Origin of the sequence: Bacillus sp. FSL W7-1582, from assembly GCF_038593325.1 — a bacterium.
Lineage (GTDB): Bacteria > Bacillota > Bacilli > Bacillales > Bacillaceae > Bacillus > Bacillus altitudinis.
In genome coordinates this window covers 2193348-2208894 of record NZ_CP151987.1, presented here as the reverse complement: position 1 = coordinate 2208894, position 15547 = coordinate 2193348, and the positions used below count along the sequence as shown (strand labels likewise).

The following is a 15547-nucleotide window of genomic DNA, read 5'->3' as shown; positions in this document are numbered from 1 at the left end:
CAAACTGAGATTCTAACGTCTAGGGGGGTCAAAATGAACAAAGGTCAAAGACATATTAAGATTAGAGAAATTATCGCAAGCCAAGAAATCGAAACACAAGACGAATTAGTCGATATTTTGAAAGCGGATGGATATAACATCACACAGGCGACCGTATCAAGAGATATCAAAGAACTGCATTTAGTCAAAGTGCCAACAAATAACGGAACATATAAATACAGCCTTCCTGCAGATCAGCGGTTTAACCCGCTATCAAAATTAAAGCGTTCCTTAATGGACGCATTTATTAAAATGGATGCTGCCAGTCATTTAATCGTTCTAAAAACAATGCCTGGGAACGCTCAAGCCATCGGTGCTTTAATGGATAATTTAGATTGGGAAGAAATTATGGGAACCATTTGTGGGGATGATACCATCTTAATCATTTGCCGCACGCCAGATGATACGGATACCGTTTCGTCTAAAATTTTAGAACTTCTATAAAGAGATCAGGTTTACAAAAAGAGGTGTCAAATGAGTGTTAGCAGAACTAACCATTAAAAACTTTGCAATCATTGAGGAGTTAACGGTTTCGTTTGAAAAAGGACTCACAGTTCTAACAGGGGAAACAGGTGCCGGAAAATCAATCATGATTGACGCTGTCTCACTTCTCGTAGGGGGAAGAGGATCATCCGAATTTGTCCGTTATGGTGAAAAAAAAGCAGAGCTGGAAGGTCTTTTTCTTGTACCAGCAGATCATCCTGTATTTGCTCTTTGCGAGGAGCAAGGAATTGATGCATCTGATGAAATGATGATTCTTCGCCGTGATATCAATCAAAGCGGGAAAAGCATTTGCCGCATTAATGGTAAGCTTGTCACCATCTCGCTTTTAAGAGAAGTTGGCCGGCTTTTGCTTGATATACATGGACAGCACGATAATCAGCTGTTAATGGAAGATGAAAATCATTTACATTTGCTTGATCAATTTGGAGCAGAAGAAATTGCACCTGCTCTCTCGCAGTATCAAGAAGCGTATGATCAATATATGAAGACGGCGCAAAAACTCAAACAGCTGTCTGAAAATGAACAGGAAATGGTTCACCGGTTAGACTTATTGCAATTTCAGCTGGAAGAGATTGAAGCGGCACAATTAGAGCCTGGGGAAGATGAGAAGCTTCAAGAGGAACGTCATCAAATCAGCAATTTTGAAAAAATCTTTTCCTCACTTCAAAACGCATATAATGCTCTGCGTAATGAGCAGGGAGGACTTGATTGGGTTGGGATGGCTTCAAGCGAGCTTGAGCAAGTTTCTGAGATCAACGACGATCTGAAAAAGCTCTCTGAGCAAGTGTCAAACTCCTATTATTTATTAGAAGATTCTACTTTTCAAATGCGCAGCATGCTTGATCAATTAGAATTTGACCCAGCCCGTCTTGATTTTATTGAGTCTAGACTAAATGAGATGAAGCAGCTGAAGCGAAAATACGGCACAACCGTTGAGGAAATTTTAGAATATGCGGCTAAGATTGAAGAGGAGATAGACCAAATCCAAAATCGAGACAGCCATTTGCAGACACTTAAAAACAAACTTGATGCGATAAGCCGGGATGCATTGCTTGAAGCGCTTAACGTGTCAGAGCTCCGTAAAAAATGGGCGAAAAAACTGGCGAAGCACATTCAAGCTGAATTGAAGGATTTATATATGGAGAAGTCTTCTTTTGATACCGCTTTTTCGATTCGATATGCACCTTTTGGCAGTACGGACTGCCCGCTTTTAGATGGAAAACCCGTACAGCTCGGGAAAAACGGCATAGATCAAGCGCAATTTGTCATTTCAACAAATCCGGGTGAACCGATGAAATCTTTGTCAAAAGTAGCATCTGGAGGAGAAATTTCACGTGTCATGCTGGCAGTGAAAAGTATTTTCTCAGCGAAACAAGAAGTGACGTCCATTATATTTGATGAAGTGGATACGGGCGTTAGCGGCAGAGTCGCACAAGCCATTGCTGAAAAAATTTATAAAGTAGCAGCAGGCTCACAAGTACTCTGTATTACCCATCTGCCGCAAGTCGCAGCAATGGCTGATACACATCTTTTTATTTCTAAACGCGCTAAAGCTGGCAGAACAATGACGAACGTCAAACCACTCAGTGATGATGAAAAAGTGAGTGAAATTGGCCGAATGATTGCTGGTGTAGAAGTCACTGAGCTCACAAAACAGCATGCAAAAGAATTACTGCACCAAGCAAATGATGTCAAAACGACAGGGTAGCTGAAACAACAGCTGCCTTTTTTATATTGTCTCATATTCGCCGTATATACGCATGAAATTGTCTTTTTCTTTTATCAATTTATCCAATCATTTTCTAAAGGTGTCGGTTATAAATCCTCGCTAAGAAGGCAAAAGTAAAGATGTAGCCAAAACATTAATGTTCTGGTGTGGGTAAGGAGCGAGGAGAGTGAAAAATGAATGCCCGAAAAGATGAGAAAAGCCATTGGTGTGATTCTCCTTGTTTCTTTAATAAGTACAGGGTTTATGAGCATAGTGAAGGAATATATCAGCATTCCAACAACTGTCGCAGTATTTGAACACGAGAAGCATTCGATTGATACATCCATTGAAGCGTCAGCCAATGCTTCTTCACCAGCCTTTAGTCTTTCAGAGAAAAAGAATCAACTTGAAGTAACGGGACAAAAGGCGGGAAAAGCCGAAATTGTTTATGATTTTAAAGGATTTCCTATTAAGAAAACAAAAGTCGATGTTCTTCCCGAATTAAAAGTCATTCCTGGAGGACAATCCATTGGCGTCAAACTCCACTCTGTCGGAGTTCTCGTTGTCGGTTTTCATCAAATCACAACAGCAGACGGCAAAAAATCACCAGGTGAAGCTGCAGGCATTCAATCAGGGGATATGATCATTGAGATCAATGGTCAGAAAATGGAGAAGATGAATGACCTCACCCCATTTATTCAGAAAGCCGGAAAAACGGGGGAAACCCTTCATTTACTCATAAAAAGAGACCATAAAACCTTTCAAACGACATTAACACCCGCTAAAGATTCAAGTGAAGGTACTTATCGAATTGGTCTTTATATTCGTGACTCCGCAGCAGGAATCGGGACGATGACCTTCTTTGAACCATCTTCTAAAAAATATGGCGCCCTTGGGCATGTGATTTCTGACATGGATACAAAAAAACCAATCGTGGTCGACAATGGTGAAATTGTCAGATCAACTGTCACATCCATTGAAAAAGGGACAGGAGGCAACCCTGGAGAAAAATTGGCCAGGTTTTCTTCCGAAAGAAAAACGATAGGTGATATTTCACGTAACAGTCCATTCGGTATATTTGGTACGTTAACCGAAAAACTTGAAAATCATGTAGCAGACAAACCACTTCCAGTCGCATTATCAAATGAAGTAAAAGAAGGTCCAGCCGAAATATTAACGGTCGTGGACCATGATAAAGTAGAGAAATTTGATATTAAAATCGTCAGCACAACACCACAAAAATTCCCGGCAACAAAAGGAATGGTGCTTAAAGTAACAGATGAACGCTTATTAAGCAAAACGGGCGGGATCGTTCAAGGAATGAGCGGTAGTCCGATCATCCAAAATGGCAAAGTCATTGGAGCGGTCACTCACGTGTTCGTCAATGACCCGACAAGCGGATACGGCGTACACATTGAATGGATGCTGTCAGAAGCAGGAATTGACCTTTATCAAAAAAACAAAAAAGCAAGCTGATGAAAAACTGCCGCGAATCTTCCGGCAGTTTTTTTCTACCCTTTCTTTCTCTTCCATCATGTTATAAAATAAGGAAAAAGAGATTTTTCGACAAAATGGAAAACAGTGTGTTGTCAAATTGCAATAATCGTCGATTCATTAAGAAAAACGTAGAAAAAGCTAGATAATGCTCTATTATTCGGAAAATTAAACTTTTTTAAAGGGGATAGCATGGTTTTGTCGAATTGAACACTCAGAAGAGAAATGCAAAAGACTAAGGAATCGACATTGGGGAGGAAAGAACGTGGAGAAAATTAAAGTGTGTGTAGCTGATGACAATCGAGAACTTGTTGGCCTTTTGACAGAGTATATTGAGGGACAGGAAGATATGGAAGTACTTGGCGTGGCGTATAATGGTCAGGAATGTCTGACATTATTTAAAGATAAAGAGCCCGACGTTCTCCTCTTAGATATTATCATGCCTCATTTAGACGGTCTTGCTGTACTGGAACGCCTCCGTGAAAACAATGAAATGACCAAACAGCCAAGTGTCATTATGCTGACGGCTTTCGGACAAGAAGACGTAACGAAAAAAGCGGTCGATTTGGGCGCATCCTATTTCATTTTGAAACCATTCGATATGGAAAACCTCGTAGGTCATATTCGTCAAGTCAGTGGAAACGGCACACAAGTCAGCCATCGATCTTCATCTATCCAAAACAGTGTCCTTCGCAGCAAAACTGAACCGAAACGTAAGAACTTAGATGCGAGCATTACGACAATTATTCATGAGATTGGCGTGCCAGCTCATATTAAAGGCTATTTATACTTAAGAGAAGCCATTTCGATGGTGTACAATGATATTGAACTACTCGGCAGTATTACAAAAGTATTGTACCCAGACATTGCAAAGAAATTTAACACGACAGCCAGCAGGGTAGAACGAGCGATTCGTCATGCCATTGAAGTGGCTTGGAGCAGAGGGAATATTGACTCCATTTCCTCACTCTTTGGTTACACAGTCAGCATGTCAAAAGCCAAACCAACCAATTCAGAATTTATTGCGATGGTGGCTGATCGTCTGCGTTTAGAGCATAGAGCAAGCTAAGTCAACGTCCATAAAAAAACGTTTCTTCAATGAGGCGTTTTTTTATTTTTGTAAAATATTGCTAAAAAATGGATATGTTGATAAAATCATCTTTAATGTTTAAATTGGACAAACGGGTCGCTTTATTTTCAGAATAAAATGAAAAATGAAGCATGAAAGAAATGAATAGGACATAAAATAGTGGTAATCAGCTACGCTAATCAACTGGCTTATAGAAGAAGAAAACGCTCATTCGTAAGAAAAAGGATGAGAGGAAAAGGTCTTATGTAATTGGTAAATAAAGCAAATGAGATCGAAAGTTCTATTTCTATTGACCCGATTGGTTGGCGTTTTAAAGTCACTGGCTTCTTAGAGATTGTGCCATTTGAACTGAATATTCCCATTGTCGAATTTAATAATTTTCACATTCTTTTACTATGCTATAATAATGAAAAGAAGAGGGTGAGGTTATGGGAAAGCTGAAAATCCACTCTGCTGAGGTTGCGAACGAAATTAGCAAGTGGACGAGGGTCATTTCTCAGAATGACCTAGAAAAATCTGCTGTCTATAAAGAGAAAATTCAGAATTTGCTAAAAAATACAGATGAGGACCGAGAAGTTCTTCTTTATTATCAGCTAGTCGACGGCAGACATGAAATGTTACTTGGAAATATTGAAAAAGCCAATCAGATTATGAAAAGTGTCGGAACGCTGGATGAAAAAGCAGATGACATTATTAATTTTTATTTTTACTTTTATAAAGGCCAATATGCCGCCTATGTCAAAAAATATGATGAGGCGATTAGTTTTTATAAGATTGCAGAGCAGCGTCTAAAACGTGTGAATGAAGATCTTGAAGTCGGAACTTTTCATCATAAAGTCGCTTCCATTTATTACGAACTGAAGCAAAATTTCATTTCCATTAATCATATTAAAAAAGCCATTGATACATTTAAAGCGCATGAAGAATATACCGCACAGGCGATTGACAGCTTGATCTTACATGCGAGCAACTGTATTGATTTACTACAGTTTGATGAAGCTGAGGAAAAGTACCAAGAGGCACTTGAGAAAAGTAAGCGCATTAACAATGAAGTGCTGATTGGGAAGTGCTATCACAATTTAGCGGTTCTTTATTACGCAAAACATGATTATGAAAAAAGCGCACAATACGCCAAAAAAGGGATGAGCATTCAAATTCATCGCGACAATAGCCATTATTTCATCCAATCTTTATATGTTCTCGCAAATGCCTTAGTTCATTTAGGAGATCATGAGGCGAAAGAATATATTAAAGAGGGGATTCAATATAGCTGCGATATCCAAAATAATGAATATATAGTAAAATTTGAAATTTTGGATCTGATGTGCGAAAATAGTGGAGCGGCAGACGTATTCTCTGAAAAATTAGACTACATAGAAAAAAATAGATTATATGTGGAGCTTGAGGATTTGTCTGAACAAATATCGAAATACTTCAAGGAACGAAATGATTATCAAAATGCCATTCGTTTTCTTGAAAAGAAATTCGATGCACAAATACTTCAAAAGAAAGTGGAGGTTATCTTATGAAAAAGTTGTTGTTAGGTGTAACAATCGTTACAGCAGTCGCAGTTGTTTCTTCCCTTTTTGCTCTTGACGCAGAGACGACAGAGCAAGCCATCAGAGCGATTACGTGATCGAATTTACCTGTCAACCTCTTCTCTCTAATCAGAAGAGGTTTTTTTATGTGCTCAAACTGGAAAAACGAAAACAGACACGTCATAATATAGGTAATCATCATATTTAGAGGTGGCATATGACGAAAATTTTTGCACATAGAGGCTTTAAAGGAAACTATCCAGAGAACACCATGATTGCCTTTGAGCACGCACTCCATTCTGGAGCGGATGGAATTGAGCTTGATGTTCAGCTCACCAAAGACGGCAGACTGGCTGTCATTCACGATGAAAAGCTGAATCGAACGACCAATATGAAAGGGTTAGTGAAAGACTATACATATGAAGAGTTAAAAAGAGGGGATGCCAGTCATTCTTTCTATGAAGAAACGGGTGCGGTCTCCATTCCTCTTTTAGAAGAAGTATTAGAGCTAGTGACGCAGCGACCATCCTTTATGATCAACATTGAATTAAAAAACTCTATTTATCGATATCCAGGGATTGAAGAGAAAGTAAAAGAGCAAATTGAGCACTTTCAAATAGAGGATCGTGTGCTTGTCTCATCATTTCATCACGGCAGTTTAGCTCTTTTTCACAAGCTGATGCCGCACATTGAACTGGCGGTCCTCACGATGGATGTGATTCATCAGCCGGAGATGTATTTAAAAACAATACCGGCAAAGGGGTACCATCCGAATATAAAGGGCGCTGGGGTGACAAAAGAAGTTGTATCCGCTCTCCATGCGGACCAACAAGTGATCAGACCGTTTACTGTAAACAGTGAGAAGCAAATAAAAAATATGTTGACCTTGGGTGTTGATGGAATCTTTACTGATTTTCCTGATCGAGCCGTCAAAATAAGAGAAGAAATGAAATAAAGACCTGCTATCAACAGCGGGTCTTTTTCATGATTACCTTTGCTTAAAACGAGTTGTTACTTTATTTCGTTTACGGTCTCTATATAAAATAAATCCTGCAACAACATAAAGACCTCCCCCTAAAAATAACAACCCTGCAATTCCTTGCAGCCATAAATATGGAAATGGTGCAATGATGATGCCGAAAACAGTGTCACGCAGCAGCTTAATGCCAAGTGCTGCAAAGGCTCCAGGTATTAAAATAATCACTAATGCCAGTATTCTCCCCATCAAATGTCCCCTTAAACGTCATTTACTTCCATTGTCTAATTCAAAAAATATTTTGTCAAGAAAGGAAAACGTGGTAATATAGGTGTTGTGCAATTTTTTGCAACGGAAAAATATGGTGTGCAAAATTTTTCATATAAAGGGGTAACGGGATGCAGAGAGTCTTGATTGTCGGTGCAGGACAAGGTGGATCAGCACTGCTTGAAACATTGCTGAAAACAAATACGGTTCAAATCATTGCGATCGCCGACCTTGATCTCGAGGCACCGGGGATGGATGAAGCGAAAAAGAATGGAATTGAGACGACGACGGATTGGAAAGAATACATAAAAGATGACATTGATATCATCATTGAAACCACAGGCAGTTCTGCTGTACTGAAGGAACTAATTGAACAAAAACCAGAGCATGCTGTGATTGTGCCAAGCTCGATGGCATATGTCATGTCAGAATTAATGGCAGAGAAACAACAGCTTATTCAAATATTGAAGGAACAAACCTATAAACATGACCGCATTTTTAATGCAACGAATGATGGCATGATTTTTATTAATATGGATGAAGAAGTGGTCCTGTTTAATCGATCGGCTGCCAAAATGGTGGGGTGTTCGCAAAAGGATGCGATTGGCCGTCACATTCGAGAAGTGATTCCGAACACGAAACTTCCCGATATATTAAGGTCAAGGGAGCCGGAATTTAACCAAAAGCAATTTTTGAATCAGCAAATTCAAATTGTGACCACCCGTCTGCCGATTATTGATGACGCGGGGAGAATGTTAGGTGCTTTATCCATCTTTAAAGACATTACAGATGCGGTGGAGCTTGCGGAAGAAGTGACAAACCTCAAAGAAGTAAGAACGATGCTTGAGGCGATTATTCAATCATCAGATGAAGCCATATCGGTTGTCGATGAGCAGGGGAAAGGTATTTTGATCAACCGTGCTTATACGAAAATGACCGGTTTAACGGATAAAGAGGTCGTAGGTAAACCAGCTGGTGCTGATATTTCCGAAGGGGAAAGCATGCACTTAAAGGTGCTTGAAACAAGAAGACCTGTTCGTGGCGTCAGAATGAAGGTTGGTCCAAATAAAAAAGATGTCATCGTCAATGTAGCACCTGTTATTGTGGACGGCATTCTAAAAGGCAGTGTCGGCGTCATTCACGATGTATCCGAAATTCAATCATTGACGAATGAATTAAATAAAGCAAGACAGCTCATCCGAACACTTGAAGCAAAGTACACATTTGAAGACATTATTGGAGAAAGTGAACAAATGCTTGTCGCACTTGAGCAGGCAAAGCTGGGTGCAAAAACGCCGGCAACCATTTTACTCCGCGGAGAATCAGGTACTGGGAAAGAGCTGTTTGCACATGCCATTCACAATGAAAGTGATCGCAAGTACAACCGCTTTGTCCGTGTCAACTGTGCTGCCTTATCAGAAACTCTTTTAGAGTCAGAACTGTTTGGCTACGAGGAAGGAGCGTTTTCTGGTGCAAGGCGAGGCGGGAAAAAAGGGCTGTTTGAAGAAGCCAATCAAGGCAGCATCTTTTTAGATGAAATCGGTGAAATGACGCCAAGTACACAAGCGAAATTGCTGCGTGTCATGCAAGAAAAAGAAATTGTTCGGGTAGGCGGAACGAAAGCGATACCGGTCGATGTGCGTGTGATCACAGCGACAAATGTCAATATTGAAAAGGCGATGGCAGAAGGGAAGTTCAGAGAGGATTTATATTATCGAATGAATAGATACCCGATATCGATCCCACCGCTCAGACAGCGTCTCGAAGATATTGAATCATTAAGTAAACGCCTCATCCAGAAGATCAATTTAGACTATGGGCGAAACGTCAGCGGCTTAACAGATCGTGCGCTTCATAGACTTCGATCATATAGCTGGCCAGGCAACGTGAGAGAGCTTGAAAATGTGCTTGGACGAGCGATGATCTTTTTGAATCCGCAAGAAGAATGGATCGATGAAGCGCATATCGCCTTCATGGAGTCAGACGAGCATGAGGAAAAAGAGCAGCAGGAACTGGCTGTTAGTCAATTTGAGGGGGAGACGCTCTCAGAGGCTGTAGAAGCATTTGAAGCGCAGCTGATCAAACAAACCCTTGAAAAACATCAATTCAATCGCACAAAAACAGCGAAAACGTTAGGGATCAGCATTCGAAATCTTTACTATAAAATGGATAAGTATCATCTTGCAAAAGATAGCATGCAGTAACATGCACGTAACCTGCAAGAAATTGCATAATTTCTTTGCGGAAAGGCTTATTTTTCACACATTTCAAGCTGGCACGGAACTTGCATATAAAAAGAGGAACCGAGCACAAGGAAAGGTGGGCAAGTATGAAGCTTGACGATCTGATTATTAAAGCCTCGCAGTTGCAGAATAAAACAGCGGCTGTGGCTCATGCAGAAGACGAAGAAGTGCTTCATGCCATCAAAATGGCAATCGAACGAAAAGTCGCTCGCTTCCTGCTGGTTGGAAACAAACGCAACCTAAAGGAGCTAGTCAAACAGCATGAGATCAATGAAGACTGGATAGATATTATTCATTCAGATTCACCCGAAGAATCTGCCAAAATTGCCGTTCAGGCAGTAAGTGAAAATCATGCAGATATTCTCATGAAGGGTCATGTCCCGACAGCCGTACTGTTAAAAGCTGTCCTAAATAAAGAGTATGGGCTTCGGACAGCGAGTGTCCTTTCACATGTTGCAGCTTTCGAAGTACCAGGCTTTGACCGTTTTATCTATGTAACGGACTCTGCGATGAACATTGCGCCTGATTTAAATATGCTGAAAGAAATTACGGTGAATTCCGTTCAAGTCGCACAAGCTGTCGGAAATGATATGCCCAAAGTGGCGGTATTATCAGCGGTAGAAGTCGTAAACCCAGCGATGGATTCGACGCTCACAGCTGCAAGCCTTGCGCAAATGAATCGAAGAGGTCAAATTTCTGGCTGTCTGATTGATGGGCCGCTTGCTTTAGATAATGCCATTTCTCAAACGGCAGCTTCTCATAAAAATATTACGAGTGATGTGGCTGGTCATGCTGATATTTTGCTTGTGCCAACCATTGAAGCAGGCAACATTCTTTATAAATCTCTCATCTACTTTGCTCATGCAAAAGTGGGGGCTGTGGTGGCAGGAGCGAAGGCCCCGATTGCTTTAACAAGCCGGTCTGATTCAGCAGAAAGTAAGCTCTATTCAATTGCACTTGCCATCTGTACATCAAATTAAGTGAAAGTAATAGGAGGAAAAGAAAATGGAACTTTTTAAATATATGGAACGATACGATTATGAACAGCTTGTATTTTGTCAGGATGAACAGTCTGGTTTAAAAGCCATCATTGCCATTCATGATACAACACTTGGGCCAGCACTCGGCGGAACAAGAATGTGGACATATGAAAATGAAGAAGCAGCGATCGAAGATGCCTTGCGTCTTGCAAGAGGTATGACTTATAAAAATGCGGCGGCAGGGCTTAACCTTGGCGGCGGTAAAACGGTCATCATTGGCGATCCGAGAAAAGACAAGAATGAAGAAATGTTCCGTGCTTTTGGCCGTTACATTCAAGGATTAAATGGCCGTTATATCACCGCTGAAGATGTCGGTACAACGGTAGAAGATATGGATCTTATCCATGAAGAAACAGACTTTGTCACAGGCATCTCTCCTGCATTTGGTTCTTCAGGAAACCCATCTCCAGTGACTGCTTACGGTGTATATAAAGGCATGAAAGCAGCTGCAAAAGCAGCATTCGGTACAGATTCATTAGAAGGAAAAACAATTGCCGTTCAAGGTGTTGGAAACGTGGCTTACAACCTATGTAAACACCTGCATGAAGAAGGCGCACAGCTTATCGTTACTGATATCAACAAAGACTCAGTTCAGCGAGCTGTAGAAGACTTCGGTGCAAAAGCGGTAGACCCTGATGATATTTATGATCAAGAATGTGATATTTACGCACCATGTGCACTCGGTGCAACCATTAACGATGTGACGATTCCTAAATTAAAGGCAAAAGTCATTGCAGGTGCAGCGAATAACCAGCTGAGAGAAACACATCATGGAGATCTTATTCATGAAATGGGCATTGTGTACGCACCGGATTATGTGATCAATGCAGGCGGTGTGATTAACGTTGCAGATGAGCTTTATGGCTATAATGCCGATCGTGCAATGAAAAAAGTAGAAGGCATTTACCAAAACATTGAGCGAGTGATTGAAATCTCTAACCGTGATGCCATTCCAACTTATAAAGCGGCAGACCGATTGGCTGAAGAGCGAATTGAAAGAATGCGCAAATCAAGAAGCCAATTCCTGCAAAATGGTCAACATATTTTAAGTCGTCGCTAAATGGATGAATGAGTTGAAACGGAGGTTTTGTTTTTGCTGACAAAAGAATGGCGTATACTCACGATTAATCCTGGCTCTACCTCAACAAAAATCGGTGTGTTTCATAATGAACGATCTATTTTTGAAACGACATTAAGACATACAGATGAGGAAATCAAGCAGTTTCCTCATATCATTGATCAATTTTCATTCCGTAAAGAAACCATTTTAAAAACACTGCATGAACAGGGGATGAACATCTCAAAGTTTGATGCAGTTTGCGCACGCGGTGGTCTGCTTCGCCCGATTGAAGGTGGCACATATGAAGTAAATGAGCAAATGGTTGAAGATCTAAAAGAAGGGTATGCTGGCCAGCACGCCTCTAATCTAGGCGGAATCATTGCCCGAGAAATTGCACTTGGTCTTAACATCCCAGCTTTTATTGTTGATCCCGTAGTCGTAGATGAACTACAGCCAATTGCTCGTATTTCAGGACTGCCAACAATTGAGCGGAAAAGCATTTTTCATGCGTTAAATCAAAAAGCAGTCGCAAGAAAAACGGCTGCTTCGTTTGGAAAACGTTATGAAGATTTGAACATGATCATTACCCATATGGGCGGCGGAATTACGATTGGTGTACATCAAAAAGGAAAAGTCATTGATGTGAATAACGGTCTTCATGGTGAGGGTCCTTTCAGCCCAGAGCGGGCAGGTACTCTCCCAACAGGTGACCTTGTTAATTTATGCTTTTCTGGTGAATATTCGCAAGAGGAAATGCTCAAACGCATTATTGGCGAAGGCGGTCTTGCGGGCTATCTTGGCACGACAGATGCAGTAAAAGTAGAGCGAATGATTGAAGCAGGCGATGAGCGTGCGGCGCTTATTTATGAAGCGATGTGCTATCAAATTGCCAAAGAAATTGGTGCGGCTAGTGCGGTCTTAAAAGGAGCTGTAGACGTCATTGTGTTAACAGGCGGCCTTGCCTACAGCAAACAAATTACGTCAAGCATTAGAGGATACATTGACTGGATTTCAGATGTTGTTGTGTACCCAGGTGAAAATGAATTGCAATCCTTAGCAGAAGGGGCGCTTCGCATTTTAAAAGAAGAAGAATCACCAAAAGAATACCCAAATGATCAAAAGGCGGAGAAAGGAGTGACAAGTCATGGCAACTGAATATGACCTCGTCATTCTTGGTGGAGGCACAGGCGGCTATGTAGCGGCCATTCGTGCCTCTCAACTTGGATTGAAAACAGCAGTCGTAGAAAAATCAAAGCTCGGTGGAACATGTCTTCATAAAGGCTGTATCCCATCTAAAGCGCTGCTTAGAAGTGCAGAAGTCTATCAAACGGTCAAACGTGCCGCTGATTTTGGCGTTGAAGCAAGCGGAATTGCCTTACAATTTGCAAGCGTACAAAAAAGAAAAACAGAGATTGTCGACAAATTAGCAGGCGGCGTCAAACATTTAATGAAACAAGGGAAAATTGATGTATACGAAGGAATAGGCCGTATCTTAGGCCCTTCGATTTTTTCGCCAATGCCAGGCACCATCTCGGTAGAAATGGCGAATGGCGATGAAAATGAAATGCTGATTCCTAAGCAGGTCATCATTGCGACTGGATCAAGACCGCGCGTCCTGCCCGGACTTGAAGCGGATGGAACACACATCCTTACATCAGACGAAGCACTTGAACTGCAAGAACTCCCTCAGTCCATGCTGATTGTCGGCGGAGGCGTGATTGGGATCGAATGGGCTTCCATGCTTAACGATTTTGGCGTAAAAGTCACAGTGATCGAATTTGCAGATCGCATTTTGCCAACAGAGGATCAAGATATTTCTAAAGAAATGGAAAAGCTTTTAACGAAAAAGGGCATCACCTTAGTGACAAATGCGAAGGTTCTGCCAGATACTGCAGAAAAGCATGAGAATCTGGTCAAGATCCAAGTGGAACAAGGTGGAGACACTCAGTCGTTTGAAGCAGAGAAACTGCTTCTTTCAGTTGGCCGAGTGCCAAACGTGGAAAGCATAGGTCTTGAAAACACGGACATCCAGACAGAAAATCATGGCATTGTCGTGAATGAGCATTACCAAACGAAAGAGTCGCATATTTACGCAATAGGTGATGTCATTGGCGGTCTTCAGCTGGCGCATGTCGCATCACATGAAGGCATGATTGCAGTAGAACATATGGCTGGTCAAGATCCAAAGCCGCTTGATGAAACGCTCGTGTCTAAATGTGTGTACTCTCACCCAGAAACCGCTAGCGTTGGACTGACTGAACAGGCGGCAAAAGAGCAAGGCTACGAAGTAAAGATTGGGAAGTTTCCCTTTATGGCCATCGGAAAAGCGCTTGTATTTGGAGAGTCTGATGGATTTGTCAAAATCATTGCTGACCAAAAGACAGATGATATCTTAGGGATTCATATGATTGGTCCTCATGTAACAGATATGATATCTGAAGCTGGATTAGCCAAAGTATTAGATGCAACTCCGTGGGAAGTGGGACAGACGATCCACCCGCATCCAACCTTGTCAGAGGCAATTGGCGAGGCAGCACTGGCTGTTGACGGAAAGGCGATCCATTTTTAATCAAGGAGGGAAACATGATGAGTAACATGCGTCATCAGGAATTAGGATTATCAGATGAACAAGCGATTGACATATATAGAACCATGCTTTTAGCAAGAAAAATTGATGAACGGATGTGGCTTTTAAACCGTTCTGGAAAAATTCCATTCGTCATCTCTTGTCAAGGACAGGAAGCGCAGCAAGTCGGTGCCGCTTTTGCCCTCAATAGGGAAGAGGATTACGTTTTACCTTATTACCGTGATATGGGGGTTGTCCTTGCATTCGGGATGACGGCGAAAGATTTAATGATGTCTGGTTTTGCGAAAAAAGACGATCCAAACTCAGGCGGGAGACAGATGCCAGGTCATTTTGGGCAAAGATCAAACCGAATTGTGACTGGATCATCGCCTGTGACAACACAGGTTCCTCATGCGGTTGGCATCGCACTTGCCGGGCGTCTAGAGCAAAAGAATTTTGTTAGCTTTGTCACGTTCGGTGAAGGCTCTTCAAACCAAGGAGACTTTCACGAAGGCGCCAACTTTGCTGCAGTGCATAAGCTGCCTGTTATTTTCATGTGTGAAAACAATAAGTATGCGATTTCTGTCCCGTATGACAAACAAGTGGCATGTGAGCGTATTTCAGATCGTGCAATAGGGTACGGAATGCCAGGTGTGACGGTTGATGGAAATGATCCGCTTGAAGTGTATGCAGCGGTCAAAGAAGCGAGAGACCGTGCGGCAAGAGGCGAAGGCCCAACATTGATCGAAACCATTTCTTACCGGTTAACTGCGCATTCAAGTGATGACGATGATTCTAGCTATCGAGAAAAAGAAGAAGTGCTCGAAGCTAGAAAGAAAGATCCGCTCATTCAATATGAAACGTACTTAATCGAAGGAAATGTCATGACTTCTGAAATGAAAGAAGACATGACCAAAGAAATCATGCAAATCGTAAACGAAGCCACTGATGAAGCGGAAAATGCAGCTTATGCCGATGCAGAAAGCGCACTTCGTTACGTGTATGCGGAGTAAGGGGGAAGA

Annotated in this window: 13 protein-coding genes; 12 read left to right on the top strand and 1 reads right to left on the bottom strand. The window is 41.6% G+C overall.

Annotated features, from left to right (window positions below):
• Window positions 1–33 precede the first annotated feature (33 nt).
• The 6 genes from argR to NSQ11_RS11285 all read left to right on the top strand — a co-directional run bounded on the left by argR (window position 34) and on the right by NSQ11_RS11285 (window position 7328).
• Window positions 34–483, top strand: coding sequence for a transcriptional regulator ArgR (argR, locus tag NSQ11_RS11310; protein WP_007501163.1), 450 nt, complete (start codon window positions 34–36; stop codon window positions 481–483).
• 34 nt (window positions 484–517) lie between these two features.
• Entirely contained in the window at window positions 518–2251 is a 1734-nt protein-coding gene (recN, locus tag NSQ11_RS11305) for a DNA repair protein RecN (RefSeq protein WP_035390783.1), read from the top strand.
• A gap of 198 nt (window positions 2252–2449) precedes the next feature.
• Complete coding sequence (gene spoIVB, locus NSQ11_RS11300; protein ID WP_017367575.1) at window positions 2450–3727, top strand: SpoIVB peptidase; 1278 nt, start codon at window positions 2450–2452, stop codon at window positions 3725–3727.
• A 283-nt stretch (window positions 3728–4010) separates the two neighbouring features.
• Complete coding sequence (spo0A, locus tag NSQ11_RS11295; protein ID WP_081114343.1) at window positions 4011–4814, top strand: sporulation transcription factor Spo0A; 804 nt, start codon at window positions 4011–4013, stop codon at window positions 4812–4814.
• A 449-nt stretch (window positions 4815–5263) separates the two neighbouring features.
• The gene (locus NSQ11_RS11290) at window positions 5264–6364 is read left to right on the top strand and encodes a Rap family tetratricopeptide repeat protein (protein WP_007501159.1); all 1101 of its coding nucleotides are present in this window, start codon (window positions 5264–5266) and stop codon (window positions 6362–6364) included.
• A gap of 226 nt (window positions 6365–6590) precedes the next feature.
• Entirely contained in the window at window positions 6591–7328 is a 738-nt protein-coding gene (locus tag NSQ11_RS11285; RefSeq protein WP_008342228.1) for a glycerophosphodiester phosphodiesterase, read from the top strand.
• Window positions 7329–7361: 33 nt separating this feature from the next.
• On the opposite strand, the gene NSQ11_RS11280 is transcribed toward NSQ11_RS11285, so the two are convergent.
• Window positions 7362–7598 (bottom strand): DUF2627 domain-containing protein, encoded by a 237-nt coding sequence (locus NSQ11_RS11280; protein WP_017357960.1) that lies wholly within the window; start codon window positions 7596–7598, stop codon window positions 7362–7364.
• 149 nt (window positions 7599–7747) lie between these two features.
• On the opposite strand from NSQ11_RS11280, the gene NSQ11_RS11275 reads away from it, so the two are divergent.
• From NSQ11_RS11275 to NSQ11_RS11250, 6 genes are all read left to right on the top strand, one after another.
• On the top strand, window positions 7748–9820 hold the full coding sequence (locus NSQ11_RS11275) for a sigma-54-dependent Fis family transcriptional regulator (RefSeq protein WP_035390780.1): 2073 nt from the start codon (window positions 7748–7750) through the stop codon (window positions 9818–9820).
• Between the two features lie 125 nt (window positions 9821–9945).
• Window positions 9946–10839, top strand: coding sequence for a phosphate butyryltransferase (gene yqiS / locus NSQ11_RS11270; protein WP_008342231.1), 894 nt, complete (start codon window positions 9946–9948; stop codon window positions 10837–10839).
• A 25-nt stretch (window positions 10840–10864) separates the two neighbouring features.
• The gene (bcd, locus tag NSQ11_RS11265) at window positions 10865–11959 is read left to right on the top strand and encodes a branched-chain amino acid dehydrogenase (protein ID WP_007501155.1); all 1095 of its coding nucleotides are present in this window, start codon (window positions 10865–10867) and stop codon (window positions 11957–11959) included.
• A 27-nt stretch (window positions 11960–11986) separates the two neighbouring features.
• A complete protein-coding gene (gene buk, locus NSQ11_RS11260) occupies window positions 11987–13114 on the top strand; it encodes a butyrate kinase (RefSeq protein ID WP_026050108.1) in 1128 nt (375 codons plus the stop codon).
• A complete protein-coding gene (lpdA, locus tag NSQ11_RS11255; RefSeq protein WP_035390778.1) occupies window positions 13104–14528 on the top strand; it encodes a dihydrolipoyl dehydrogenase in 1425 nt (474 codons plus the stop codon). Before buk ends, lpdA begins: the two co-directional genes overlap by 11 nt.
• Window positions 14529–14545: 17 nt before the next feature.
• The gene (locus NSQ11_RS11250) at window positions 14546–15538 is read left to right on the top strand and encodes a thiamine pyrophosphate-dependent dehydrogenase E1 component subunit alpha (RefSeq protein WP_017357956.1); all 993 of its coding nucleotides are present in this window, start codon (window positions 14546–14548) and stop codon (window positions 15536–15538) included.
• The last annotated feature ends 9 nt before the right edge of the window (window positions 15539–15547 follow it).